Annotated in this window: 24 protein-coding genes; 11 read left to right on the top strand and 13 right to left on the bottom strand. The window is 62.7% G+C overall.

What is annotated here, in order from left to right:
- The first annotated feature begins 46 nt into the window (after window positions 1-46).
- The 3 genes from gcvT to M5C56_RS16430 all read left to right on the top strand — a co-directional run bounded on the left by gcvT (window position 47) and on the right by M5C56_RS16430 (window position 2,411).
- On the top strand, window positions 47-1,171 hold the full coding sequence (gcvT, locus tag M5C56_RS16440) for a glycine cleavage system aminomethyltransferase GcvT (RefSeq protein WP_103494223.1): 1,125 nt from the start codon (window positions 47-49) through the stop codon (window positions 1,169-1,171).
- 426 nt (window positions 1,172-1,597) lie between these two features.
- Window positions 1,598-1,810: a cold shock domain-containing protein gene (locus M5C56_RS16435; RefSeq protein WP_003175786.1), complete on the top strand. Its 213-nt coding sequence runs from the start codon at window positions 1,598-1,600 to the stop codon at window positions 1,808-1,810.
- Window positions 1,811-1,925: 115 nt separating this feature from the next.
- Window positions 1,926-2,411: an RDD family protein gene (locus M5C56_RS16430; protein WP_103494224.1), complete on the top strand. Its 486-nt coding sequence runs from the start codon at window positions 1,926-1,928 to the stop codon at window positions 2,409-2,411.
- 63 nt (window positions 2,412-2,474) lie between these two features.
- Here M5C56_RS16430 and M5C56_RS16425 read toward each other — a convergent pair whose 3' ends face one another.
- The 4 genes from M5C56_RS16425 to rpoE form a co-directional block, all read right to left on the bottom strand.
- Window positions 2,475-3,908: a DegQ family serine endoprotease gene (locus M5C56_RS16425; RefSeq protein WP_247263209.1), complete on the bottom strand. Its 1,434-nt coding sequence runs from the start codon at window positions 3,906-3,908 to the stop codon at window positions 2,475-2,477.
- A gap of 207 nt (window positions 3,909-4,115) precedes the next feature.
- Window positions 4,116-5,093 carry a MucB/RseB C-terminal domain-containing protein gene (locus M5C56_RS16420; RefSeq protein WP_103498293.1) on the bottom strand — a complete coding sequence of 326 codons (978 nt, stop codon included), beginning with the start codon at window positions 5,091-5,093 and terminating at the stop codon, window positions 4,116-4,118.
- 8 nt (window positions 5,094-5,101) lie between these two features.
- The gene (locus M5C56_RS16415; RefSeq protein WP_103498292.1) at window positions 5,102-5,695 is read right to left on the bottom strand and encodes an RseA family anti-sigma factor; all 594 of its coding nucleotides are present in this window, start codon (window positions 5,693-5,695) and stop codon (window positions 5,102-5,104) included.
- 31 nt (window positions 5,696-5,726) lie between these two features.
- On the bottom strand, window positions 5,727-6,308 hold the full coding sequence (gene rpoE / locus M5C56_RS16410; protein ID WP_017127586.1) for an RNA polymerase sigma factor RpoE: 582 nt from the start codon (window positions 6,306-6,308) through the stop codon (window positions 5,727-5,729).
- Between the two features lie 541 nt (window positions 6,309-6,849).
- Here rpoE and nadB point away from each other — a divergent pair.
- The gene (gene nadB, locus M5C56_RS16405) at window positions 6,850-8,466 is read left to right on the top strand and encodes an L-aspartate oxidase (protein WP_103498291.1); all 1,617 of its coding nucleotides are present in this window, start codon (window positions 6,850-6,852) and stop codon (window positions 8,464-8,466) included.
- Here nadB and M5C56_RS16400 read toward each other — a convergent pair.
- Window positions 8,435-8,887, bottom strand: coding sequence for a protein YgfX (locus M5C56_RS16400; RefSeq protein WP_103498290.1), 453 nt, complete (start codon window positions 8,885-8,887; stop codon window positions 8,435-8,437). The two genes, nadB and M5C56_RS16400, sit on opposite strands and share 32 nt — an antisense overlap.
- A complete protein-coding gene (locus M5C56_RS16395; RefSeq protein ID WP_100944438.1) occupies window positions 8,871-9,125 on the bottom strand; it encodes a succinate dehydrogenase assembly factor 2 in 255 nt (84 codons plus the stop codon). The genes M5C56_RS16400 and M5C56_RS16395 overlap by 17 nt, the downstream gene beginning before the upstream one ends.
- A 151-nt stretch (window positions 9,126-9,276) precedes the next feature.
- Here M5C56_RS16395 and M5C56_RS16390 point away from each other — a divergent pair, with 151 nt between their 5' ends.
- Both M5C56_RS16390 and M5C56_RS16385 read left to right on the top strand, forming a co-directional pair.
- On the top strand, window positions 9,277-10,218 hold the full coding sequence (locus M5C56_RS16390) for a folate-binding protein YgfZ (protein ID WP_103498289.1): 942 nt from the start codon (window positions 9,277-9,279) through the stop codon (window positions 10,216-10,218).
- Between the two features lie 23 nt (window positions 10,219-10,241).
- Window positions 10,242-11,063 carry an HDOD domain-containing protein gene (locus tag M5C56_RS16385; protein WP_103498288.1) on the top strand — a complete coding sequence of 274 codons (822 nt, stop codon included), beginning with the start codon at window positions 10,242-10,244 and terminating at the stop codon, window positions 11,061-11,063.
- On the opposite strand, the gene M5C56_RS16380 is transcribed toward M5C56_RS16385, so the two are convergent.
- Together M5C56_RS16380 and M5C56_RS16375 are read right to left on the bottom strand one after the other, a co-directional pair.
- On the bottom strand, window positions 11,060-12,451 hold the full coding sequence (locus M5C56_RS16380; protein WP_103498287.1) for a sensor histidine kinase: 1,392 nt from the start codon (window positions 12,449-12,451) through the stop codon (window positions 11,060-11,062). The two genes, M5C56_RS16385 and M5C56_RS16380, sit on opposite strands and share 4 nt — an antisense overlap.
- The gene (locus tag M5C56_RS16375) at window positions 12,444-13,115 is read right to left on the bottom strand and encodes a response regulator (protein WP_103498286.1); all 672 of its coding nucleotides are present in this window, start codon (window positions 13,113-13,115) and stop codon (window positions 12,444-12,446) included. The genes M5C56_RS16380 and M5C56_RS16375 overlap by 8 nt, the downstream gene beginning before the upstream one ends.
- 244 nt (window positions 13,116-13,359) lie before the next feature.
- Here M5C56_RS16375 and M5C56_RS16370 point away from each other — a divergent pair, with 244 nt between their 5' ends.
- From M5C56_RS16370 to M5C56_RS16360, 3 genes are read left to right on the top strand one after another with little or no spacing between them, the layout of a single operon-like run.
- Window positions 13,360-14,340 (top strand): tripartite tricarboxylate transporter substrate binding protein, encoded by a 981-nt coding sequence (locus M5C56_RS16370; protein WP_103498285.1) that lies wholly within the window; start codon window positions 13,360-13,362, stop codon window positions 14,338-14,340.
- Between the two features lie 57 nt (window positions 14,341-14,397).
- On the top strand, window positions 14,398-14,856 hold the full coding sequence (locus tag M5C56_RS16365) for a tripartite tricarboxylate transporter TctB family protein (protein WP_103498284.1): 459 nt from the start codon (window positions 14,398-14,400) through the stop codon (window positions 14,854-14,856).
- Between the two features lies 1 nt (window position 14,857).
- Window positions 14,858-16,372 (top strand): tripartite tricarboxylate transporter permease, encoded by a 1,515-nt coding sequence (locus tag M5C56_RS16360; RefSeq protein ID WP_103498283.1) that lies wholly within the window; start codon window positions 14,858-14,860, stop codon window positions 16,370-16,372.
- Window positions 16,373-16,501: 129 nt separating this feature from the next.
- On the opposite strand, the gene ung is transcribed toward M5C56_RS16360, so the two are convergent.
- Complete coding sequence (gene ung, locus M5C56_RS16355) at window positions 16,502-17,194, bottom strand: uracil-DNA glycosylase (RefSeq protein WP_103498282.1); 693 nt, start codon at window positions 17,192-17,194, stop codon at window positions 16,502-16,504.
- 130 nt (window positions 17,195-17,324) lie between these two features.
- Here ung and M5C56_RS16350 point away from each other — a divergent pair, with 130 nt between their 5' ends.
- Window positions 17,325-18,443 (top strand): enoyl-CoA hydratase/isomerase family protein, encoded by a 1,119-nt coding sequence (locus M5C56_RS16350; protein WP_103498281.1) that lies wholly within the window; start codon window positions 17,325-17,327, stop codon window positions 18,441-18,443.
- A gap of 15 nt (window positions 18,444-18,458) precedes the next feature.
- On the opposite strand, the gene M5C56_RS16345 is transcribed toward M5C56_RS16350, so the two are convergent.
- The 4 genes from M5C56_RS16345 to M5C56_RS16330 form a co-directional block, all read right to left on the bottom strand.
- Window positions 18,459-18,788: a hypothetical protein gene (locus tag M5C56_RS16345; protein ID WP_103498280.1), complete on the bottom strand. Its 330-nt coding sequence runs from the start codon at window positions 18,786-18,788 to the stop codon at window positions 18,459-18,461.
- A gap of 260 nt (window positions 18,789-19,048) precedes the next feature.
- Window positions 19,049-19,897 carry an ATPase gene (locus tag M5C56_RS16340; protein ID WP_103498279.1) on the bottom strand — a complete coding sequence of 283 codons (849 nt, stop codon included), beginning with the start codon at window positions 19,895-19,897 and terminating at the stop codon, window positions 19,049-19,051.
- A gap of 114 nt (window positions 19,898-20,011) precedes the next feature.
- Window positions 20,012-21,010 (bottom strand): NAD-dependent epimerase/dehydratase family protein, encoded by a 999-nt coding sequence (locus tag M5C56_RS16335; protein ID WP_103498278.1) that lies wholly within the window; start codon window positions 21,008-21,010, stop codon window positions 20,012-20,014.
- 52 nt (window positions 21,011-21,062) lie between these two features.
- Entirely contained in the window at window positions 21,063-21,956 is an 894-nt protein-coding gene (locus M5C56_RS16330) for a LysR family transcriptional regulator ArgP (RefSeq protein WP_103498277.1), read from the bottom strand.
- Between the two features lie 95 nt (window positions 21,957-22,051).
- On the opposite strand from M5C56_RS16330, the gene M5C56_RS16325 reads away from it, so the two are divergent.
- A complete protein-coding gene (locus M5C56_RS16325) occupies window positions 22,052-22,453 on the top strand; it encodes an ACT domain-containing protein (protein ID WP_103498295.1) in 402 nt (133 codons plus the stop codon).
- Window positions 22,454-22,455 lie beyond the last annotated feature (2 nt).

Raw genomic sequence — 22,455 nt, 5'->3', positions numbered from 1 at the left:
GGAGTGGTTCTGGCCATCCCCTCCACACCCCATTTAAGGAGCTGCAATGTCCACCGAATCCCTGAAGCAAACCCCGCTGCACGCCCTGCACCTGCAACTCGGCGCGCGCATGGTGCCGTTCGCCGGCTACGACATGCCGGTGCAATACCCGTTGGGCGTGATGAAAGAACACCAGCACACCCGTGAAAAAGCCGGGCTGTTCGATGTCTCGCACATGGGCCAGATCCGCCTGGTCGGCGCCGCTGCCGCCAAGGCTCTGGAAGCCCTGGTACCGGTGGATATCATCGACCTGCCGGTGGGCATGCAGCGTTATGCGATGTTCACCAACGAAGCCGGTGGCATCCTCGATGACCTGATGGTCGCCAACCTGGGTAACGACGAACTGTTCCTGGTGGTCAACGCCGCCTGCAAGGAACAGGACCTGGCGCACCTGCAAAAACACCTGGGCCACCTGTGCGAAGTCCTGCCTCTGTTCGAAGAACGCGCCCTGCTCGCCCTGCAAGGCCCGGCCGCGGTCAGCGTCCTGGCGCGCCTGGCCCCTGAAGTGACAAAAATGACCTTTATGCAGTTCGCCAGCGTGCGCCTGCTGGGGGTGGACTGCTACGTCAGCCGCTCCGGCTACACCGGCGAAGACGGTTTCGAAATTTCCGTACCGGCTGCCAGCGCCGAAGCCTTGGCCCGCAGCCTGCTGGCCGAAACCGAAGTCGAGGCCATCGGCCTCGGCGCCCGCGATTCCCTGCGCCTGGAAGCCGGCCTGTGCCTGTACGGGCACGATATGAACAGCGAGACCACACCGGTCGAGGCCAGCCTGCTCTGGGCGATCTCCAAGGTCCGCCGCGTCGACGGTGCACGGGCCGGTGGTTTCCCCGGTGCCGAGACGGTTTTTGCCCAGCAGCAACAGGGTGTGTCACGCAAACGTGTAGGCCTGTTACCGCAGGAACGCACACCGGTGCGCGAAGGCGCGGAAATCGTCGACCAGGACGGCCAGGTGATCGGCAATGTCTGCAGCGGCGGCTTCGGTCCGACCCTCGGCGCGCCTCTGGCCATGGGCTATGTAGACAGCTCGCAGGCCGCCCTGGACAGCGAAGTCTGGGCCATCGTGCGTGGCAAGCGCGTACCGCTCAAGGTGAGCAAAATGCCGTTTGTGCCACAGCGTTACTACAGGGGCTGATACAGCGTCCTCAACAGGGGCCGATACCCCTGTTGATACTTACAGTAACAACTAAGCCGACGTTGAAACAGTGCACTACCTTGTCACGCAACCGCCACAAAACAGTGCATATATGCGTCAATGAACTTGCGTTATAACAGTCTAAAATAAGCCCACCCACGTGGATGGCCAGCGACCGCCTGCAAGGCCCTGCAACCCCCCATAAACAGCCATAAACCTGGGGGTTTCGCAGGGCTTGTTTTTTCTCCCGGAGTTGGCGTAGAGTTTCTCTACTGTGTTTGCATGGGTCGCTTGGAATCGTGACCTGGGCAGTAGCCTGAAGTTTGCTACAACCCGTTCGACGCCTCTTACTTTCCTGCAACCCAGCCCAGTACTCTTTCATATGAAAGGGACTGTCATTAATTTTAGCGTCAAGGAAATAAGAAAATGTCCCAACGTCAGAGCGGTACCGTCAAGTGGTTTAACGACGAGAAAGGTTTTGGTTTTATCACTCCAGAAAGCGGTCCGGATCTGTTCGTCCATTTCCGCGCTATTCAGGGCAACGGCTTCAAGAGCCTGAAAGAAGGCCAGAAAGTGACCTTCGTCGCCGTGCAGGGCCAGAAAGGCATGCAGGCTGATGAAGTGCAAGCGGAAGCCTGATCCCCAGGGAGCCCGTTTTCTTGCAATGAAAAGCCCCTGATATTGATATCAGGGGCTTTTTTATGAGCGCAATTTCGTAAACTGGCTTTTTTCAGTCCTCACGGAGAGAGCCACCATGTCAAAACACGTGCTGAGCCCCCAGGGTGATTTCCCCGCCGCCGGCCTGGGCCGTCGCCTGGCCGCGATGTTCTATGATTTCCTGCTGTGCACCGCGCTGCTGATCGTCACTGCTTTTATCTACAAGCTGGTGCAGATGGCGATCGTCGGCGAACAGCAACTGCGCAAGCTCTCCGACGCCGGGGCGCTGGACGGCGATCCGTTGCTGTCGACAATCCTGCTGTTCGTGCTGTTCGGCTTTTTCGCCAAGTTCTGGACCTACAAGGGCCAGACCCTGGGCATGCAGGTCTGGGGCATTCGCGTACAGAACACCGACGGTACAGCCATCAGTCTCTGGCAGGCGCTGCTGCGCTTTATCGTATCGATTGCTTCCTGGATCTTCGGCCTGGGTTTTCTCTGGTCGCTGGTCGACAAGCAGAAGCGCAGCTGGCACGACATCTACTCCAACAGCCAGTTGGTCCGCCTGCCCAAACCTTCCAAGTAAGCCGGCGCAAAAAAGCCCGCCTGTTTCGAGGCGGGCTTTTTCATACAGCGACTTCAGTCGGGCTTATTCAGCCAATTTGAAGGTAATGAAGCTGGCACGTCCCTGACGCAGTACGCGCATGGACACCGAACGATTCTTCGGCAGGGCCTTGGCAATGTCGGTGAACTGCGCCGCGCTAGTGATCGCCTGGTTGTTCAGGTGGGTGATCACATCGCCCGGTTGCAGGCCGATCAAGGCTGCGGGACCGTCCTGGACATCCTTGATGACCACGCCACCCTTGAGGTCGTTGTCTTTCTTCTGCTCATCGCTCAGCTCGACCACGGAAATCCCCAGGCGGTTGCTGCTGCGCTCGGCACCGTTGGCCTTGGCGAGATCCATTTCCTTGCCTTCGTCCGGAATCGCACCGACCGTCAGGTCCACGGTCTTGCGCTTGCCTTCACGAATCACTTCCAGGGACGCCTTGTCACCGGCCTTCAACGCGCCGACCAGATGCGGCAGGTCAGCCGACAGCTCGATCGGCTGGCCGTTCAGGCTGAGGATCACGTCACCGACCTGCAGGCCACCCTTGGCCGCCGGACCACCGTCCTGCACCTGGGCGACCAGGGCACCGGCCGGTTTGTCCAGGCCGAACGACTCGGCCAGGTCCTTGTTGACCTCCTGGATCACCACGCCCAACCAGCCACGGCTGACCTTGCCACCGGCCTTCAGTTGGTCCGAGACGTCCATGGCCACGTCGATCGGGATCGCGAAGGAAACCCCCATGAAGCCACCGGAGCGGGTATAGATCTGCGAGTTGATCCCGACCACTTCACCCTTGAGGTTGAACAGCGGGCCACCGGAGTTACCCGGGTTGATCGGCACGTCGGTCTGGATGAACGGGACATAGTTCTCGTTCGGCAGACTGCGGCCCACGGCGCTGACGATGCCCTGGGTCACGGTATGGTCAAAGCCAAACGGCGAACCGATGGCCACAACCCACTGCCCGGCTTTCAGGTCCTTGGACTTGCCGAGTTTGAGGGTCGGCAGGTCCTTGCCGTCGATCTTCAACAGCGCCACGTCGGAACGTGGGTCGGTGCCCACCAGCTTGGCCTTGAGCTCGCTGCGATCAGCCAGGCGTACCACGATCTCGTCGGCATCGGCGACCACATGGTTGTTGGTCAGGATGTAGCCGTCCTTGGAGATGATGAAGCCCGATCCCAGGGACTGGGCTTCACGTTGGCGACCGCCGCCACCGCCACCACCTTTCGGACTGCGCGGCTGCGGGAAACCGCGGAAGAATTGCTGGATTTCCGGCGGCAGGCCTTCTAGCCCCTGCATGTCGGAAACCTTGCGATCCGGCAGTTTCTGGGTGGTGCTGATATTGACCACCGCCGGCGAAGCCTGCTCCACCAGTTCGGTGAAGTCGGGCAAGTCAGCGGCCTGGGCGGTCATCGCCTGGCCGAGCACCAGGACGGTGGCGACAATGGACAGATAAGACTTCAAGCGTGGTATCGACATATGGCTCCCGTGAACAACGAGCATGATTAAGCGATAGGCCCTTGCAAGCCCCAGGCATGAAACACCGGGACTTTCGGACCGGAAACAGCAAACAAGGCCAGAGCTGAGGGGCTCTGACCTATAGGAAAATTCAGGGATATTTGCAAATGAATTTGATCACCAAACATTTCTGCACCAGCCCCCCCACAGCCCCCATGATTCAGCAGCTCACTGCTTGGCCTGCGCATTGCCGGAACGCATGGACAGTGCAATCCGTTCGGCCGTACCGATGGGAATCTCACCCACCACCGTGACCATGATGTCGCCGCTCGGCGTGGTCAGGTGTCGCGACACCGCGACCGTCGGCCCCAACTGGGCCCGGGCGTCGGTTACCGTGGCACCGTTGAGGGGCTCAAGGAACACCGAAAAACGCGACAGACCGTCGTCATACATCAAGCTGCTGACCTCGACCTTGGTGGCCGGGTCGACCCGCGCCGTGCTGCTGACCAGTTCGAAACCCGGCGGTAGCCAGTCCGAATGCCACAACTGGGCCACCGCTGCTCCCAGTGCCTGCACCTTGGGCTGGGCCTGGTTGGTCAACAGGACCACCGGCTTGCACTCGGCACTCGGCTGTACCTGGCTTTCCTCGGGAGGCTGGGTGGTATTCAATTCGGTAAACTGGAAACGCTCCAGCAACTGCCCCTTGTCATTGAGCAACAATGACTTCAAGGGCAAGCCGGTCTCACGATCCAGATGCAGTTCAAAACCATAACGATGCTGGTCACGCGGCGTCAGCGAGACCACCACGGCGGCACGACCGGCCACCCGCGACTTGCCGACGACGGCGATGTCGTACCAGGTCTTGAGGGTCTGGGTGTCCAGGGAGCGGGTATGGGAATCGGGCATATCGCCGAGCCCCGCCACCAGCGCACCACTGACGCACTGGGTATGACCATCGACGCGAACAACCTCTTGTGCCGAGCCATCAAGCTGGATCAGACGCTCACGAACTTTGCCATCGCGCACCAGGTGCCAGATGCCATGGGTAGAAAAACTACCGTTGCGCTCGTAGACGAAAGTGCCCTGAAAGCTTTGCTGCTGCTCGGCTTGCCCAAGACGGTTCAACCAGTCCTGGGCCTCATCGGCCTGGGCTGGAAGAGCCCACCAGCCACTGAGCACCAGCGTTAGAAGAGGTAGCGCGCGCATGATCCTCCTTAACGGTTTTCCAAGCTGGCGGCACGGGCGTAGGGCAGAGCGCTTTCAGAGCCCTTGAGTGCGGCCTGTTGCGCATGCTGGCGCAGGTAGCCTGGCAAACGCTGATCGTGCCAGCCGGACTGGCCTTGCTGCAGCACGCCGTTGGCCATCGGGCCGGTCGACTGGTCGCTGCTTTCAGTGTAGCCGGCCAGCACCGCCGGGCCTTTGGCCGTAGGGGCAACCAAGCCTGGCTGGTTCGATTGCTGGGCCAGTTGGGCACCGACAATGTCATCCTGGTTGTACAGACGCACACCGGCCAGTACGGCCAGGGTGACCGAGGCCGCGACGGCCAGGCGACCGAGGGTACGCCACGGACCGCGAGTGTTTTTAGCCGGGACTTCTTCGCCGGCCAGGGCCGCGGAAACGGCCGAGGCCAGGTCCAGGCGCGGGTCCAACAGTTCCTTGTGCATCACTGCCCGGGCGATTTGGTAACGAGACCAGGTGGCACGGGTCTCGGCATCGTCAAGGGCATTGAGCACCCGACGCAATTCCAGTTCGTCCGCTTCGTTATCCATCACCGCGGACAGCGATTCCTGCAGGGCTTCACGACTCATGGCGGTTCCTCTCTTGGCTGTCGCCGCTGTCTCAGGTTTCCTGCAACAACGGCTGCAGGGCTTTATCGATGGCCTCCCGAGCGCGGAAAATCCGGGAGCGCACGGTGCCCACCGGACACTGCATGACGGCTGCAATGTCCTCATAACTCAGACCGTCGAATTCACGTAAAGTTAAAGCCGTACGCAAATCTTCTGGCAATTGCTGGATGGTCCGATGGACGGTGCCTTCGATCTCATCCCGCAACAATGCACGCTCCGGCGACTCGAGGTCCTTGAGGCCATGATCGCCGTCGTAGAACTCCGCGTCCTCTGAACTCACATCGCTGTCCGGTGGCCTGCGACCGCGGGACACCAGGTAGTTCTTCGCCGTGTTGATGGCGATGCGGTAGAGCCAGGTGTAAAAAGCACTGTCACCGCGAAAATTGCCCAATGCACGGTAGGCTTTGATAAAGGCTTCCTGTGCAACGTCCTGGGCTTCATGGGTGTCGTGCACGAATCGCACGATCAACCCGAGAATTTTGTGCTGATACTTCAGCACCAGCAGATCAAATGCCCGCTTGTCGCCGCGTTGAACGCGCTCGACCAGCTGCTGATCCTCTTCCTGGGTTAGCATGAACACTCCTCATAGGACCTGAAGGAGGCGTGCATCGCGAATTGACCAGGCTTGCAAACATAGACTCGGGCTTCTGGCAAAAGTTCTCCCCCTTCAAGCAAGTTTCCTGTGGCCCGCCGAACGGACACACACGAAAAACGCAGCACGGCCAGCGCCGACTGCGTGAATAATCTGGTCGTCGAATCTGCTTGCGAAGGCCGTCTCAGGCACCTCGCATAAAGCCGACGCTGTCCCCTTCTTTCAGGCACCCCGCATGGGAGCCCGGAGCCCCGTAAAAGTTCCCGGAACCCCCAGCGGGTAATGGCATTGTAATGGCTGTGCTGACCACGGCTGCCTGAGCCTTGGTTATAGCTGAAAAATCATTGCCTTACCCTGCAAAAGCGCATGCATGGCGGCATGGACTGGCGCACACTCAGCGCCCACAGCCCTTTCACAATGCCACAAAGGCCCGGCTATTGTGCCGCTCCCCCCAGCCATATACTAGTGGGCTGTCGGGCGGGGCCCGGCAACTGCCCCCGGGCGCTTTTTTCGGATGTTTCTGATGAGCCGACATTTTCAACACGATGTGCTGGTGATTGGCAGCGGTGCCGCCGGCCTGAGCCTGGCCCTCACCCTGCCCAGCCATCTGCGCATTGCCGTCCTGAGCAAGGGCAACCTGGCCAACGGTTCGACTTTCTGGGCCCAGGGCGGAGTCGCCGCGGTGCTCGACGATACCGACACCGTGCAGTCCCACGTCGAGGACACCCTCAACGCCGGCGGTGGCCTGTGCCACGAAGACGCCGTGCGCTTCACCGTCGAGCACAGCCGCGAGGCCATCCAGTGGCTGATCGACCAGGGCGTGCCGTTTACCCGCGACGAAGAGGCCAGTGCCGATGACGGCGGTTTCGAGTTCCACCTGACCCGCGAGGGCGGCCATAGCCATCGACGGATCATCCATGCCGCCGACGCCACCGGCGCGGCGATCTTCAAGACCCTGCTGGAGCAAGCCCGCCGGCGGCCCAATATCGAGCTGCTGGAACAACGGGTGGCCGTCGACCTGATCACCGAAAAACGCCTGGGCCTGGCCGGCGACCGCTGCCTGGGGGCCTACGTGCTTGACCGCGGCACCGGCGAGGTGGACACCTATGGCGCGCGTTTCACCGTGCTCGCCTCGGGCGGCGCGGCCAAGGTCTACCTCTATACCAGCAACCCCGACGGTGCCTGCGGCGACGGCATCGCCATGGCTTGGCGCTCGGGCTGCCGGGTGGCGAACCTGGAGTTCAACCAGTTCCACCCCACCTGCCTGTATCACCCCCAGGCCAAGAGTTTTCTGATCACCGAGGCCCTGCGTGGCGAAGGCGCGCACCTGAAGCTGCCCAACGGCGAACGCTTCATGCCGCGCTTCGATCCACGGGCCGAACTGGCGCCACGGGACATCGTGGCCCGGGCCATCGACCATGAGATGAAGCGCCTGGGTATCGACTGCGTCTATCTGGACATCAGCCACAAGCCCGAAGCCTTTATCAAGGCGCACTTCCCGACGGTGTACGAACGCTGCCTGGAATTCTCCATCGACATCACCAAAGGCCCGATCCCCGTGGTCCCCGCCGCGCACTACACCTGTGGCGGCGTGCTGGTGGACCAACAGGGCCGTACCGATGTGCCCGGCCTGTACGCCATCGGCGAGACCAGCTTCACCGGCCTGCACGGCGCCAACCGCATGGCCAGCAACTCGCTGCTCGAATGTTTCGTCTACGCCCGCTCGGCGGCGGCGGACATTCTCCAGCAACTGCCGCAGATCGCCGTGCCGGCCGCCCTGCCGAGCTGGGATGCGAGCCAGGTGACCGACTCCGACGAGGACGTGATCATCGCGCACAACTGGGACGAACTGCGGCGCTTCATGTGGGACTACGTCGGCATCGTGCGCACCAACAAGCGCCTGCAACGAGCGCAACATCGCGTGCGCCTGCTGCTGGACGAGATCGATGAGTTCTACAGCAACTACAAGGTCAGCCGCGACCTGATCGAGTTGCGCAATCTGGCCCAGGTCGCCGAACTGATGATTCGTTCAGCCATGGAACGCAAGGAAAGCCGGGGCCTGCATTACACCCTCGACTACCCGGACCTGCTGCCCGAGGCGCTGGACACTATCCTGGTGCCGCCCACCTACGTCGGCTGAACTTCAAGCGTACGCGCAGGCGCCGATGCACATCCGGCGCCTGCGCATCCCAGGGGACACACAGCGCACGGACCCGGCGCTCGCCCGGCAGGCGAAAACGCAGCAGCACCAGCCACGGCAGGGCCAGGCTGTCGCGGCACAACTGCACCGGTTGCCAGCCAGCGGCCTGGCTCCACAGCTGCCAGCCCTGCTCGTCACGGCGCAAGCCGGTAAAAGCCGACGGATGGCTCAGCAGCAACTGCCGTGGCAACACCCAGGCGCTATGCAGCAGGCACAGCAAAGCCCCGGACAGACTGGCCCAGCGCGGAATATCCAGCAGACAAAGCGAAACCAACGAAAGGCCCAGGGCCCCGAGATACACCGCCGGCAGCAGCCGTGAGGCCTGCCAGCGGCATTCGAACAGATTACTTGGGCTGGACACGATCCAGGATCATGCGAACCATTCGCTGCAACTCAGGATCTTCCGATTCGGAGCGCTCCATGAACCAGCCGAACATGTCCTGGTCCTCGCATTCGAGCAGGTTGCGATAGCAGTCGCGGTCAGCCTGGCTCAGATGCGGGTACACCTCCCTGACGAACGGTACCAGCAACACGTCCAGCTCCAGCATGCCGCGCCGGCTGTGCCAATAGAGGCGATTGAGTTCTACATCTTCGACCATGGAGCGCTCCTCAAATTTGAGCGCAAGTATACAGCCCTGCGCGCGTGCGGACAGTCGGCTTTGGTCGGGGGCACGGGCACTGTTGTGAACTACCCATTTGCCAGGCGCCCCTCTATGATGTCTCCCATCCTTTATTCCGCTGCGATGACCCATGGCCGATTCCGCTTTTTTCTGCACGCTGACCCACGAAGGCGTTCTTGCCGTCCGCGGCTCCGACGCCGCCAAGTTTCTCCAGGGCCAGCTGACCTGCAACCTCAACTACCTGAGTGACGCGCGGGCCAGCCTCGGTGCCCGCTGCACGCAAAAAGGCCGCATGCAGTCGAGCTTCCGTATCCTGCTCGAAGGTGACGGCGTGCTGCTGGCGATGGCCGGCGAGCTGCTGGAGCCGCAACTGGCGGACCTGAAAAAATACGCGGTGTTCTCCAAATCCAAGCTCACCGACGAAAGCGCCGGCTGGGTCCGTTTCGGCCTCGGTGACGGCGACGCCGCCTTGCGCGGCCTGGGCCTTGAGCTGCCGACAGAGACCGACGCGGTGGTCCGCGCGGACAATCTGATCGCCCTGCGGGTTTCCCCGGGACGCAGCGAACTCTGGGTTCCAGCGGATCAGGCCGCCCGGGTGCGCGAGCATCTGGCCGCGCAACTGCGTGAAGCCGATCTGAACACCTGGCTGCTCGGCCAGGTGCGTGCCGGTATCGGCCAGGTCATGCCGCAGACCCGCGAACTGTTTATTCCACAAATGCTCAATTTGCAGGCGGTCGGTGGCGTAAGCTTCAAGAAAGGCTGCTATACAGGGCAGGAAATCGTCGCCCGCATGCAGTACCTGGGCAAGCTCAAGCGCCGCCTTTATCGTCTGGCGCTGGTGGCCGACCAGCTGCCGGAACCGGGTAGTACGCTGTTCGCTCCCTCCCATGGCAGCGCCATCGGTGAAGTGGTGATCGCCGCCCGAGCGGAAAATGGCATTGAACTCCTGGCCGTTCTGCAAGCCGAAGCTGCGCAGGAAGGTCATGTGCACCTGGGCGATTTGCAAGGTCCGGCCCTGACATTACTGGACTTGCCCTATCAACTGGACCGCGACAGCGAAATCCAGCGTTAAACGCACCGCCCTAGAGAATTGAAATGAACAAGCTGGCGGAAAAGGTCCAACGGGATTTGGTCAAGGCCATCGACAACGATGACCTGGTTCTGCCGACCCTCCCGGAAGTGGCCCTGAAGATTCGCAAGGCGGCGGAAGATCCGGAGATCAGTGTCAGCACCTTGAGCAAAGTGATCGGTGGCGACACTGCCTTGTCGGCGCGCCTGATCAAGGTGGTCAACAGCCCGTTGCTGCGGGCCAGCCATGAAGTTACCGACCTGCACACGGCTATCACCCGGCTGGGCGTCAACTACAGCAGCAACCTGGCCATCGGCCTGGTCATGGAGCAGATTTTCCATGCCCGCTCCGAGGTGGTGGAACAGAAGATGCGCGAGGTCTGGCGCAAGAGCCTGGAGATCGCCGGGGTCTGCTACGTGCTGTGCCGCAACTTCACCCTGCTCAAGCCGGACCAGGCGGCGCTGGGTGGGCTCGTGCACCAGATCGGCGTTCTGCCGATCCTGACCTATGCCGAGGACCACTATGAGTTGCTCGCCGATCCGCTGAGCCTGGATCATGTGATCGACAGCATTCACCCATTGCTCGGCGACGAGTTGCTGAAGGTCTGGGAGTTTCCGGAGATGCTCGCCAAGCTGCCCGGGCAATACCTGAACCTGGAGCGTGACAGCAAGGGCGTCGACTATATCGGCCTGGTGCAGATCGCCAGTGTGTTTTGCCATCAGGGCACGGCGCATCCTTTCGGGCAAATCGCCCTGGGTGATTTGAAAGCCTTTATCAAGCTGGGGCTGGATGCGCAGAGCAGCGCCCTCAGTGACCAGCTCAACGAAGCGCGGGAGATGTTCCGCTAGACTGATCCGGCGATAAAGCTCACACGGACCTTCAAACCGTGGGGCTGGGCCTCGTGCAGACTGATCTGCGCCAGATGCGCCCGGCAGATCTCGCCGACAATCGCCAAACCCAGCCCGGCACCGACGCCCTGCTGATGACGCCGGTAAAAACGCTCGAAGACCCGTCCCCGCTCCTCCAACGGAATCCCCGGCCCGTCGTCCTCGACCTCCAGCACCGCCGGCAAGCAGACCCGCAGGATCACATTGCCACCGGACGGTGTATGGGCCAGGGCGTTGTCCACCAGGTTGCTCAACAACTCGTTGAGCAAGGTCGGCTCACCCCGCAACCACACCGGCTCGTCGGCCTCCAACGCCAACGCCACACCCCGCGCATGGGCCAGCGGCGCCATCGCCATGCCCAACTCCCGCGCCAGCTGACTGAGATCGAGCAACTGCGCGCCGCCCTCGGCAATCGCCCGCGCGCCATTTTCGATCCGCGCCAGCGACAGCAACTGATTGGCCAGATGGGTCAGGCGATCGGTACCCTGGGCCGTGGCTTCCAGGGTCTCGCGCCAGATCGCCGGCTCGTTCGCCCGCAAGCCCAGCTCAAGACGCGCCTTGAGCGCCGCCAGCGGCGTGCGCAGTTCATGGGCGGCGTCGGCGATAAACTGCCCCTGGCGCTCGAACTGCCGACGCAGGCGTTCGGTGAAGTGATTGAGCGAGCGCACCAATGGCCAGAGTTCATGCTGCACCTCCACCAGCGGCAAGGGCCGCAGATCGTCCGGTTGGCGCTCTTCCACCGCCGCACGCAAACGCTCCAACGGACGCAAGGCCGCGCTCACGGCAAAGCCCACCAGCAGCAACGCGCCACCCGCCAGCATTCCCAGGCGCAGCAGGGTGTCAGCCATCAGGCTACGGGCCATGTTGACCCGGGCTTCATCGGTTTCGGCCACGCGGATTTCCGCCATGCCGTTCATGTTCGGCTCGCTGACCGCCTTGAGCAGGCTCACCACCCGCACGTTCTGCCCGCGATATTGGCCGTCGTAGAAGCGCGCCAGCGCCGGATAGTCATCGGTGCGCGGCGTGCCGGGCGGCGGTGCGGGGAGGTTTTCGTAACCGGAAATCAACTGCTGGTGGATGTCGTTGACCTGGTAGTAGATCCGCCCGGCGCTGTCATAGGCAAAGGTGTCCAGGGCCACGTAGGGCACGTTGGCGCTCAGGCTGCCGTCGCGTTGCGAGAGGCCGGCGGCGATGGTCCGCGCCGAGGCCAGCAAGGTACGGTCATAGGCCGTATCCGCCGCTTCGCGACCGTTGTAATAAGCGCTCCAGCCGCTGGCGAGCATCAATGCCACCAGCAACAACGCCAGGTTCCACAGCAGCCGCCAACGCAGGCTGCCGGCCTTATGCATCGCGGTGTTCCAGCAGATAGCCGAGGCCACGGAAGGTGACGATGACCACCGCCTGGCCGTCGAGCTTCTTGCGCAGGCGGTGCACGTAGATCTCGATGGCGTCGGCGCTGGCCTCCTCGTCCAGGCCGAAGACCTGCGCGGCCAACTGCTCCTTGCTCATCACCCGACCCGGTCGGGCAATCAGTGCCTCGAGCACTGCTTGTTCGCGCGAAGTCAGGGTCAGCAGTTCGTCGCCAAGGCTGAAACGCCGGGTGTCCAGGTCGTAGACCAGCGGCCCGCAACGTTGCTGGCGCTCACCGCCGAGCACGCTACGGCGCAGCAGCGCCTTGACCCGTGCTTCCAGCTCAGTGAGTTCGAACGGCTTGGCCAGGTAATCGTCGGCCCCCAGGTTCAGGCCATGGACGCGGTCCTTCACATCACTGCGCGCGGTGAGCATCAGCACCGGCAGGTTCTTGCCGCGGGCGCGCAAACGGGCCAGGACTTCAAAACCGTCCAGGCGCGGCAGGCCCACGTCGAGGATCGCCACGGCGTATTCCTCGCTGCTCAAGGCCAGGTCGGCGGCCACCCCATCGTGCAGCACATCCACGGTCAAGCCCGCGCTCTTGAGCGCCTGGGCAACACTTTCAGCCAGTTGGGGATGGTCTTCGACCAGAAGCACGCGCATGGATTTCCTACCTCGACCGGGCTGACTTAAACGCCCTTTTGGCCGGGAGTCTACCGGATAAACAAAGCGCCGCTAGCCATCGCCGGCCGAGTTCAGCGGACCTTTTGCGCTGAAAGCCTGGTGAAAGGTTGACCCATTAGAGTCCCCTCACGGACAGTGACGACCACCGTCGGAGCAGGTCCTTGGAAACCCGAAAACGCCTCGATGCGTTTTCGTTCGAATAAGAACAATAATGGAGTCACCCATGATGTTGCCATTGCGCACCTTCGCCCTCGCCGCCGGCTGCCTGCTGTTTGCCGGACACCTCTGCGCCGCCGAACCCAAACGCCCCGAATGCATTGCCCCGGCCTCCCCCGGCGGTGGTTTCGACCTGACCTGCAAGCTGGCGCAAAGTGCCCTGGTCAACGAAAAGATCCTCAGCAAACCCATGCGTGTCACCTACATGCCCGGTGGCGTCGGGGCCGTGGCCTACAACGCCGTGGTCGCCCAGCGCCCGGCCGATGCCGGCACCCTCGTGGCCTGGTCCAGCGGTTCGCTGCTGAACCTGGCGCAAGGCAAGTTCGGCCGCTTCGACGAAGGCGCGGTGCGCTGGCTGGCGGCCGTCGGCACCAGCTACGGGGCCATCGCGGTGAAAAGCGACTCGCCGTATAAAACCCTCGACGACCTGGTCAAGGCGCTGAAGGCCGACCCGAGCAAGGTGGTCATCGGCTCCGGCGGCACCGTCGGCAGCCAGGACTGGATGCAGACCGCGCTGATCGCCAAGGCCGCCGGGATCAACCCGCGTGACCTGCGCTATGTGGCCCTCGAAGGCGGCGGTGAAATCGTCACCGCGCTGATGGGCGGACATATCCAGGTCGGCAGCACCGACATTTCCGACTCCATGCCCCATATCCAGAGCGGCGATATGCGCCTGCTGGCGGTGTTCGCCGAAAAGCGCCTGGACGAAGAGGAAATGAAGAACATCCCCACCGCCAAGGAACAGGGCTACGACATTGTCTGGCCGGTGGTGCGCGGTTTCTACCTGGGGCCAAAGGTCAGTGACGAAGACTACGCCTGGTGGAAAGCCGCCTTCGACAAACTCCTGGCCTCGGAAGACTTCGCCAAGCTGCGTGACCAGCGCGAACTCTTCCCTTTCGCCATGACCGGCCCCGAGCTCGACACCTATGTGAAGAAACAGGTCGCCGACTACAAGGTGCTGGCCAAGGAATTCGGCCTGATCCAGTGATCATCCGCGCCTAGCGTTCGCGCCCCTGCAAAGGGGCGCGCCACAGGAGTTCGTCCCATGCTTCTACAACGACTGTTTGCCGTCGTGTTGCTGCTGGCCTGCGCCGGCCTGGCATTGATGGCCTGGCCCTATCAGGCCGCTTTTTCCTACGAACCGGTCGGCCCCCGCGCCTACCCGCTACTGATGCTAGGCCTGATGGGCCTGGGCTTGCTGTACCTGCTGTTTCGTCCCACCCCCATCGTGCACAGCGAAGAAGAGCCGCCGCTGGACCCTGCCACCTTGCGCAAGATCGGTGTTTGCGTGGTGCTGTTGCTGGCGTTCGCCGCCACCTTCGAATCCCTGGGTTTCATCCTCAGCAGTGTCCTGGTGGGCATCCCCATGGCGCGCCTGTACGGCGGCCGCTGGTTGCCGAGCGCGCTGATCATCAGCCTGATGAGCATCGGACTTTATCTGCTGTTCGATAAAGCCATGGACGTGCCGCTGCCCCTCGGATTGCTCGACGTACTGGAGAACTGACATGGATACTTTCGGCTATCTGGGCCAGGGCTTCGGCGTCGCCCTGAGCCCCTACAACCTGGTGACCGCGCTGTGCGGGACCCTGATCGGCACCGTCGTCGGCCTGCTCCCGGGCCTGGGCCCGATCAACGGCGTGGCGCTGCTGATCCCGATTGCCTTCGCCCTCGGCCTGCCGCCGGAGTCGGCGCTGATCCTGCTGGCGGCGGTGTACCTGGGTTGCGAATACGGCGGGCGGATCAGCTCGATCCTGCTCAATATCCCCGGCGAAGCCTCCACCGTGATGACCACCCTCGACGGCTACCCCATGGCCCGCCAGGGCCTGGCCGGCGTAGCCCTGTCGCTGTCGGCCTGGAGCTCGTTCATCGGCGCCTTTATCGCCACCTGCGGCATGGTGCTGTTCGCCCCGTTGCTGGCGAAATGGGCGATTGCCTTCGGTCCGGCGGAGTACTTCGTGCTGATGGTCTTTGCCATCGTCTGCCTTGGCGGCATGGCCGGCGACCGACCGCTGAAGACTTTTATCGCGGCGCTGATCGGCCTGTTCCTGTCGAGTGTCGGGATCGATGCCAACAGCGGTGTGTACCGTTTCACCGGCGACAATATCCACCTCACCGACGGCATCCAGTTCGTGGTGCTGGTGCTGGGCCTGTTTTCCATCAGTGAAATCCTCCTGCTGCTGGAAAAGACCCATCGCGGCCAGGAAGCGGTGAAAGCTACCGGGCGGATGATGTTCAACTTCAAGGAAGCCGCCTCGGTGTTCGTGGTGAATATCCGTTGCGGCCTGCTGGGTTTCATCATGGGCGTGTTGCCAGGTGCCGGCGCGACACTGGCCAGTGCCGTGGCCTATATGACGGAAAAACGCCTGGCGGGTGCCAGCGGCACCTTCGGCCAAGGTGACAAACGTGGCCTCGCCGCACCGGAAACCGCCATCGGCGCCTCGGCCTGCGGTGCCCTGGTGCCGATGTTGACCCTCGGCGTCCCCGGTTCCGGGACCACGGCGGTGATGATCGGCGCCCTCTCGCTGTACAACATCACTCCCGGCCCGCTGTTGTTCCAGCAGCAGCCGGACATCGTCTGGGGTCTGATCGCGTCATTGTTTATCGCCAACGTCATGCTGGTGATCCTCAATATCCCGATGATCCGTATCTTCACCCGCATCCTCGCCGTGCCGAACTGGGCGCTGGTGCCGGTGATCGCCATCATCACCGCGATCGGGGTCTACGCCGTCCACGCCACCACCTTCGACCTGTTCCTGATGGTCGGCATCGGTATCTTCGGCTATATCCTGCGCAAACTGGATTTCCCGCTGTCGCCGGTATTGCTCGGCTTTATCCTCGGCGGATTGATGGAGTCGAACCTGCGCCGGGCGCTGTCGATTTCCAACGGTGCGCTGGAAATTCTCTGGTCGAGCCCGATCACGGCGGGTGTCTGGGCACTGACGGCGATCATGCTGCTGATGCCGTTGCTGCGGATCTGGCGCAAGCGTTCGGCCCAGCGCCGCGCATTGGCGAATGCTTGAGAACTGACGAACTGTAACTTCTCCCTGTAGGAGCGAGCTTGCTCGCGATGGTGGTCAACGATAACGCGGGTAGTCTGATGCCCCGTCCATCGCGAGCAAGCTCGCTCCTACAGGGGGTAGGCAAGACCGTCAGAGCGGCGGCAAGGCCCACTGAATCGGCGCCAGGCCGTTCTGCTCGAGGAACTTGTTGGTCCGGCTGAAATGCCCGCAACCGATAAACCCGCGATAGGCCGACAACGGTGACGGATGCACCGACTTCAACACCAGGTGCTTGGTCGCGTCGATCAGCTTCTGCTTGCCCTGGGCATGGGCACCCCACAGCAGGAACACCAGTTTGTCCTGGCGCTCGCTGACCACCTCGATAATCCGATCGGTAAAGAACTGCCAGCCACGATTGGCGTGTGAGGCGGCGATGCCGCGTTCCACGGTCATGGTGGTGTTGAGCAACAACACGCCCTGCTCGGCCCAGCTTTGCAGGTAGCCATGCTTGGGAATGTCGATATTCAGGTCGCGCTGCAATTCCTTGTAGATATTGACCAGCGACGGTGGCGCCGGAACACCTGGCTGCACCGAAAAGCACAGGCCATGGGCCTGACCGGGGCCGTGGTAGGGGTCCTGGCCGATGATCACCACCTTCACCTGATCCAGCGGCGTGGTGTTCATGGCATTGAAGATCAGCGGGCCCGGCGGATAGATTTCCTTGCCGGCGGCACGCTCCTGGCGCAGAAATTCTCGCAACTCGCTCATGTAGGGCTTGTCGAACTCTTCACGGAGCGCCTGCTTCCAGCTGGGCTCGAGTTTGATGCGGTCTTCGTCGGTCATGATCGTGTCCGGAAATAACAATGGGGCGGACACTAGGAAAGCCCATCACGCTTGTCAATTGATCCGCGACAGAACCGGCACTTTCCCACACAAGGATCATACTGTGCATTCAACGAGTAGCGAGGTCACGATGAACCTGCATTTCGAAGAGCTCACCGGTATCAACGGTGCCCGCCTGGGTATCGCCACCCTGGATGCCGAACACACCCTCAACGCGCTGTCCCTGCCGATGATCCAGGTTCTGGACGAACGTCTGGAGACTTGGGCGCGGGATCCGAACATTGCCTGCGTGCTGTTGCGCGGCAACGGCGCCCGGGCTTTCTGCGCCGGCGGCGAAGTGCGCAGCCTGGCCCAGGCCTGCCAGGCGCACCCCGGCGCCGTACCTCCGCTGGCCAGCGTGTTCTTTGCCTCGGAGTACCGCCTCGACTATCGCCTGCACACCTATCCCAAGCCGGTGCTGTGCTGGGCCCATGGTTATGTCCTCGGCGGCGGCATGGGCCTGCTGCAAGGCGCATCCATTCGTATCGTCACCCCGAGCAGCCGCCTGGCGATGCCGGAGATCGGCATCGGCTTGTACCCGGATGTCGGCGCCAGTTGGTTCCTCTCGCGACTGCCGGGCAAGCTGGGCTTGTTTCTCGGCCTGACCGGCGCGCAGATGAACGCACGCGACGCCATCGACCTGGGCCTGGCTGACCGGCTCCTGGCCGACGATCAACAGGAAGAGCTGATCGAAGGGCTGTTGCAACTCAATTGGCAGGAACAGACGGCGATGCAGCTCAACAGCCTGCTCAAGGCCCTGGAGCGTCAGGCCCGCGATCAGCAACCGCAGCCGCAGGCGCAATGGTTGCCGCTACGCGATCGCATCGATGAATTGCTGGATGTCAGCGATGTGCACTGTGCCTGGAAGGCCATTGCGCAATTGGCCGAAGACGCCGACAAACGCCTGGCCCGGGCGGCCAGGCAACTCAAGGAAGGCTGCCCGCTGACCGCGCACCTGGTCTGGGAACAGATCGCCCGGGCCCGGCACCTGTCGCTGGCGCAGGTGTTCCAGATGGAATACACCCTGAGCCTCAACTGCTGCCGTCATCCGGAGTTCAGCGAAGGCGTGCGGGCACGGCTGATCGACAAGGACGGCGAACCGCGCTGGCATTGGCCGGATATCGCCGCCGTGCCGGAAGCGGTGGTCGAGGCGCACTTCCACAAGGCCTGGGAGGGACGTCACCCGCTGGCGGACTTGTCGGACTACTGATCGAAGTTGCCCGGGTCAGCGTCCGTTGCCGTTGCCGTTGCCGTTGCCGTGTCCACGGCCACCGTCGCCACGGTGACCACCGCGGCCGCCATGGTCGTCACCGCTCCATTGATGCCGATCCCAACCCCAACCCCGGTTCGGGTAAGGGCGATAGGTCGGTGCGTAATAGCGTGGCGCGGGTACATAATAGTCGCGCCGGTAGTAGGAGCCGTCGCCGTAGTAATAGGCCGGGGCCGGGGCGGTGTAGACATCGGAGCGGTAGTAGGTGGCCCCACCATCGTAGTAGGGCACGCACGCGGACAGCAGCAGGGACAGGCTTGCAGCGAGAAGGATTCGAGGGTACATGGCGGCCTCCTGGACCGCTAAGGGGCGCCGGACAGCGACGCTGACCGACGTAGGCGGGCCAATGCCCGCCTACACCTGATCAGACCGTGAAACCCTTGGCGAGTGCCCTGAAACCAAAAATTCCCCCGCCATACCGCGTGGTCGCCAAAAGCTTCGCGGGCAAGCCCTGCTCCTACAGTTCAGCGTCGAATACAAATCTTGTGTACGACACGAAACTGTAGGAGCAGGGCTTGCCCGCGAAGAGGCCCTGAAGCCAGGCGCTATGCTCCGGGCTTGGCGCTGATCTGCTCCTGCAGGTTCTGGATCTGGTTCTGCAGGGTGGTGATATTGCGCGTGACCTGCCCACGGAAAGCATCGAACTCCGCCGTATTGGAGCCCGCCTGCCCACCCGCGGCCTGACGGTTGTCCTGCTCGCTCTTGAGCACGATCAGTTCCTGTTCGATACGCTCGACCGCCGCGCTGCTATTACCCTGCTTTTTCAAGGCGGCAATCTCGGCGGCGTTGCTCTTTACCTGCGCGTCGAGCTTGCCCGCGTCGCCCTGGCCGGCCTTCAGGCTGGCCAGTTCCGCCGTCAGGCTTTTGACCTGGGCCTGCAACTGGGTGTTGGCGGTCTGCTGGTCCGCCGTCAGCGCGCTCATCTGTTGCAGCCGCTGCTCAAGGCCGGTGGCCTGCCCGGCAACGCCCTGTTGCTGGCGGCCCTGCTCAAGCAACTTGCCTTCAAGCTGACGGATCTGCAACTTCAGCGCTTCACTGTCGCTGTTGACGCTTGACTCGCTGGCGACCACTTTCCCGGAAATCGCCTGCAAACGCCCAGCCGCTTCCTCGCTGATACGCGCAAAGCTTTCCTGGGTCGCCACCAGTTGCTGCTCCATCAGGCTGATCTGCTGGAAACTCCACCAGGCAAGGCCAGCGAAGGCAATGAACAAGGCCCCGACCAGCGCCCACAGCGGCCCGGTGCTCGGCACCTTGACCTTGAGCCGTGGCGTGGCGGCGACCTGGGTACGCGTGCGTTCACGCACGGGCGCGGTGCCCACATGTTCCTCATGGTCGTCCGCATCGGCACGCAGGCTGGGCACATCATCGAAATCGTCGTTGGCATCGTTACGCATGAAGGAACCTTTCTGAACCGCAGTGATAGCGAAATACGGCGAGTATAACCCCCCAACCCGCCGCTCTGATCGACCCTGAACCCGGAACTCGGTTCAGTTGTGGTAACCGAATATTTAAACGGCCGCAGGCTCCTGGGCTTTCCACCAGGCACAGAACTCGTCGAGGGCCGCCCACAGGCTGACCTTGGGGTCGTATCCGAGATAATGCCTGGCGCGGCTGATGTCGAGGGTGAAATCCTTGTTCATCACCTGCATGCCCAGGCGCGACAGGGTCGGTTCCGGGCGTCCCGGCCAGAGGGCGCAGGCACTTTCGTTCAAGGCCGCGACGCTGTAGGCCAGGCCGAAGGAGCGGTAGCGGGTCACCTGCGGCACCTGCATCTGGCGCATCACGTAGTTCACCACATCCCACAACGGAATGGGGGTGCCGTTGCTGATATTGTAGGCCTTGCCCAGGGCTGATTCACCGACCTGCAGGCTGCTCAGCAAGGCTTCGTTGAGGTTGTGCACGCTGGTGAAATCGACCTTGTTCAGGCCGTTGCCGACAATCGACAGCCGGCCTTTGCGCTGCATCTTCAGCAGGCGCGGGAAGATGCTCATATCGCCGGCACCGGTGACAAAGCGCGGACGCAGGGCAAGTACCTCCAAGCCGAACTCCTGGGCGCCGAAAACCTTCTGTTCGGCCAGGTACTTGGTAGCGGCGTACGGATGCCTGAAGCGCTTGGGCACCTGTTCCTCGGTCAAACCCAGGTGCGAACGACCGTCGAAATAGATCGACGGCGACGACAGGTGCACCAGGCGCCGGACCTGCTGCTTGAGGCAGGCCTCGACCACGTTCTCGGTGACCAGCACATTGCCCTGGTGGAAGTCCTGGTAGCGCCCCCACAAACCCACCGCGCCGGCGCAATGCACCACGGCCTCGACATCGTGGCACAGCTCGCGCACCAACTGCGGGTCGCTGAGGTCGCCCTGGATAAACTCGGCGCCACGCCGCACCAGATGCTCGACACTCTCGGCCCGGCGGCCATTGACCCGCACCTCATGGCCCTGCTCCAGGGCGCAACGCGCAAAGCGCCCGCCGATAAAGCCGCTTGCGCCGGTAACCAGAATTTTCATCGATTGCTCCACATACCTTGATTCGTCCTGCCTGCTACCTGGACGCCGCCGATCATGCCAGAGGCACCAGCCATTGCGCCGCCGAACGCGCCAGGTGCTCGGTCAACTGCCCGAGCAATTGCCCGCCGTTGCGCCAATGATGCCAGTACAACGGCACATCGATGGTTTTATCCGCGATCAATTCCACCAGGCTGCCCCGGGCCAGCTGCCCGCGCACCTGCAATTCCGGCACCAGCCCCCAACCCAGGCCAGCCTCGGTCAGGCGGATAAAGCCTTCCGATGAGGGGCATAGATGATGTTCGAAACCACCCTCCACGCCCAGTGCCGCCAGGTAACGGTGTTGCAGAAAGTCGTCCGGACCGAACACCAGCGCCGGCGTGCGGGCCAGCGTCTGCGCATCGATGCCTTGGGGAAAGTGCCGGGCAATAAACGCCGGGCTGGCCAGCGCGCGATAGCGCATTGCCCCCAGCAATACGCTGCGGGCGCCGGCCACCGGGCGCTCGCTGGCGCAGACACACGCGGCCACCTCGCCAGCACGCATGCGCTTGAGGCCCACGGTCTGGTCTTCCACCACCAGGTCCAGCAGCAGGTGCTGACGAGCACAGAAATCCCCCACCGCCTCGCCCCACCAGGTCGCCAGGCTGTCGGCATTCAGGGCAATACGCAGGCGTTCCGGCAGGCCCTCCTCGTCCAGCGCCGGCACCTGGCTCTGCAGGTCGCGTTCAAGTAGACGCACCTGCTGCACATGATTGAGCAGGCGCCGGCCGATCTCGGTCGGGCTCGGTGGCGTGGCCCGCACCAGCACCGGCTGGCCGACCCGGGCTTCGAGCAACTTGATCCGCTGGGAAATCGCCGACTGCGACAACCCCAGCACCTGGGCCGCCCGTTCGAAGCCGGCCTGCTCGACCACGGCCGCCAGGGCGGAGAGCAATTTATAGTCGAACATCAGTTTTCCTAATGGGCGATCAGCACTATTGGTTTTTCTTATACAACATCGCCCCGCAGAATGCCCACATCCACTGTTTATCCAAGGACACCGACATGGCCGGCGAAACTTCCCTGAGCGTGCTGCTGCGCAGCATGAGCCCCGAACTCAACGAGGGCGACTACGTTTTCTGCAGCCTGACCGACGCCAGCCGGCTCAATGGCCGCGAGCCCATCGGCAGCTTTCGCGAACGCGAAGGCCTGACCGTCATCCTGCGTCGCGAAGACGCCCAGGCCCTCGGCCTGCCGTTCGACTATCTGGCGGCCTGGATCACCCTCAATGTGCACTCGGCCCTGGAAGCGGTCGGCCTCACCGCCGCTTTCGCCGGCGCCCTGGGCAAAGCCGGTATCAGTTGCAACGTGATCGCCGGTTATTACCACGACCACCTGTTCGTCGGCCGCGACGACGCCGAACGCGCCCTGCAGGTCTTGCGGCAATTGGCCGAACACGGGGAGTAAGC

Source organism: Pseudomonas sp. MWU13-2862, assembly GCF_023242495.1.
GTDB lineage: Bacteria > Pseudomonadota > Gammaproteobacteria > Pseudomonadales > Pseudomonadaceae > Aquipseudomonas > Aquipseudomonas gingeri_D.
Note: the sequence above shows the minus strand (reverse complement) of the source record. Positions and strands in the feature narration are given on the sequence as shown.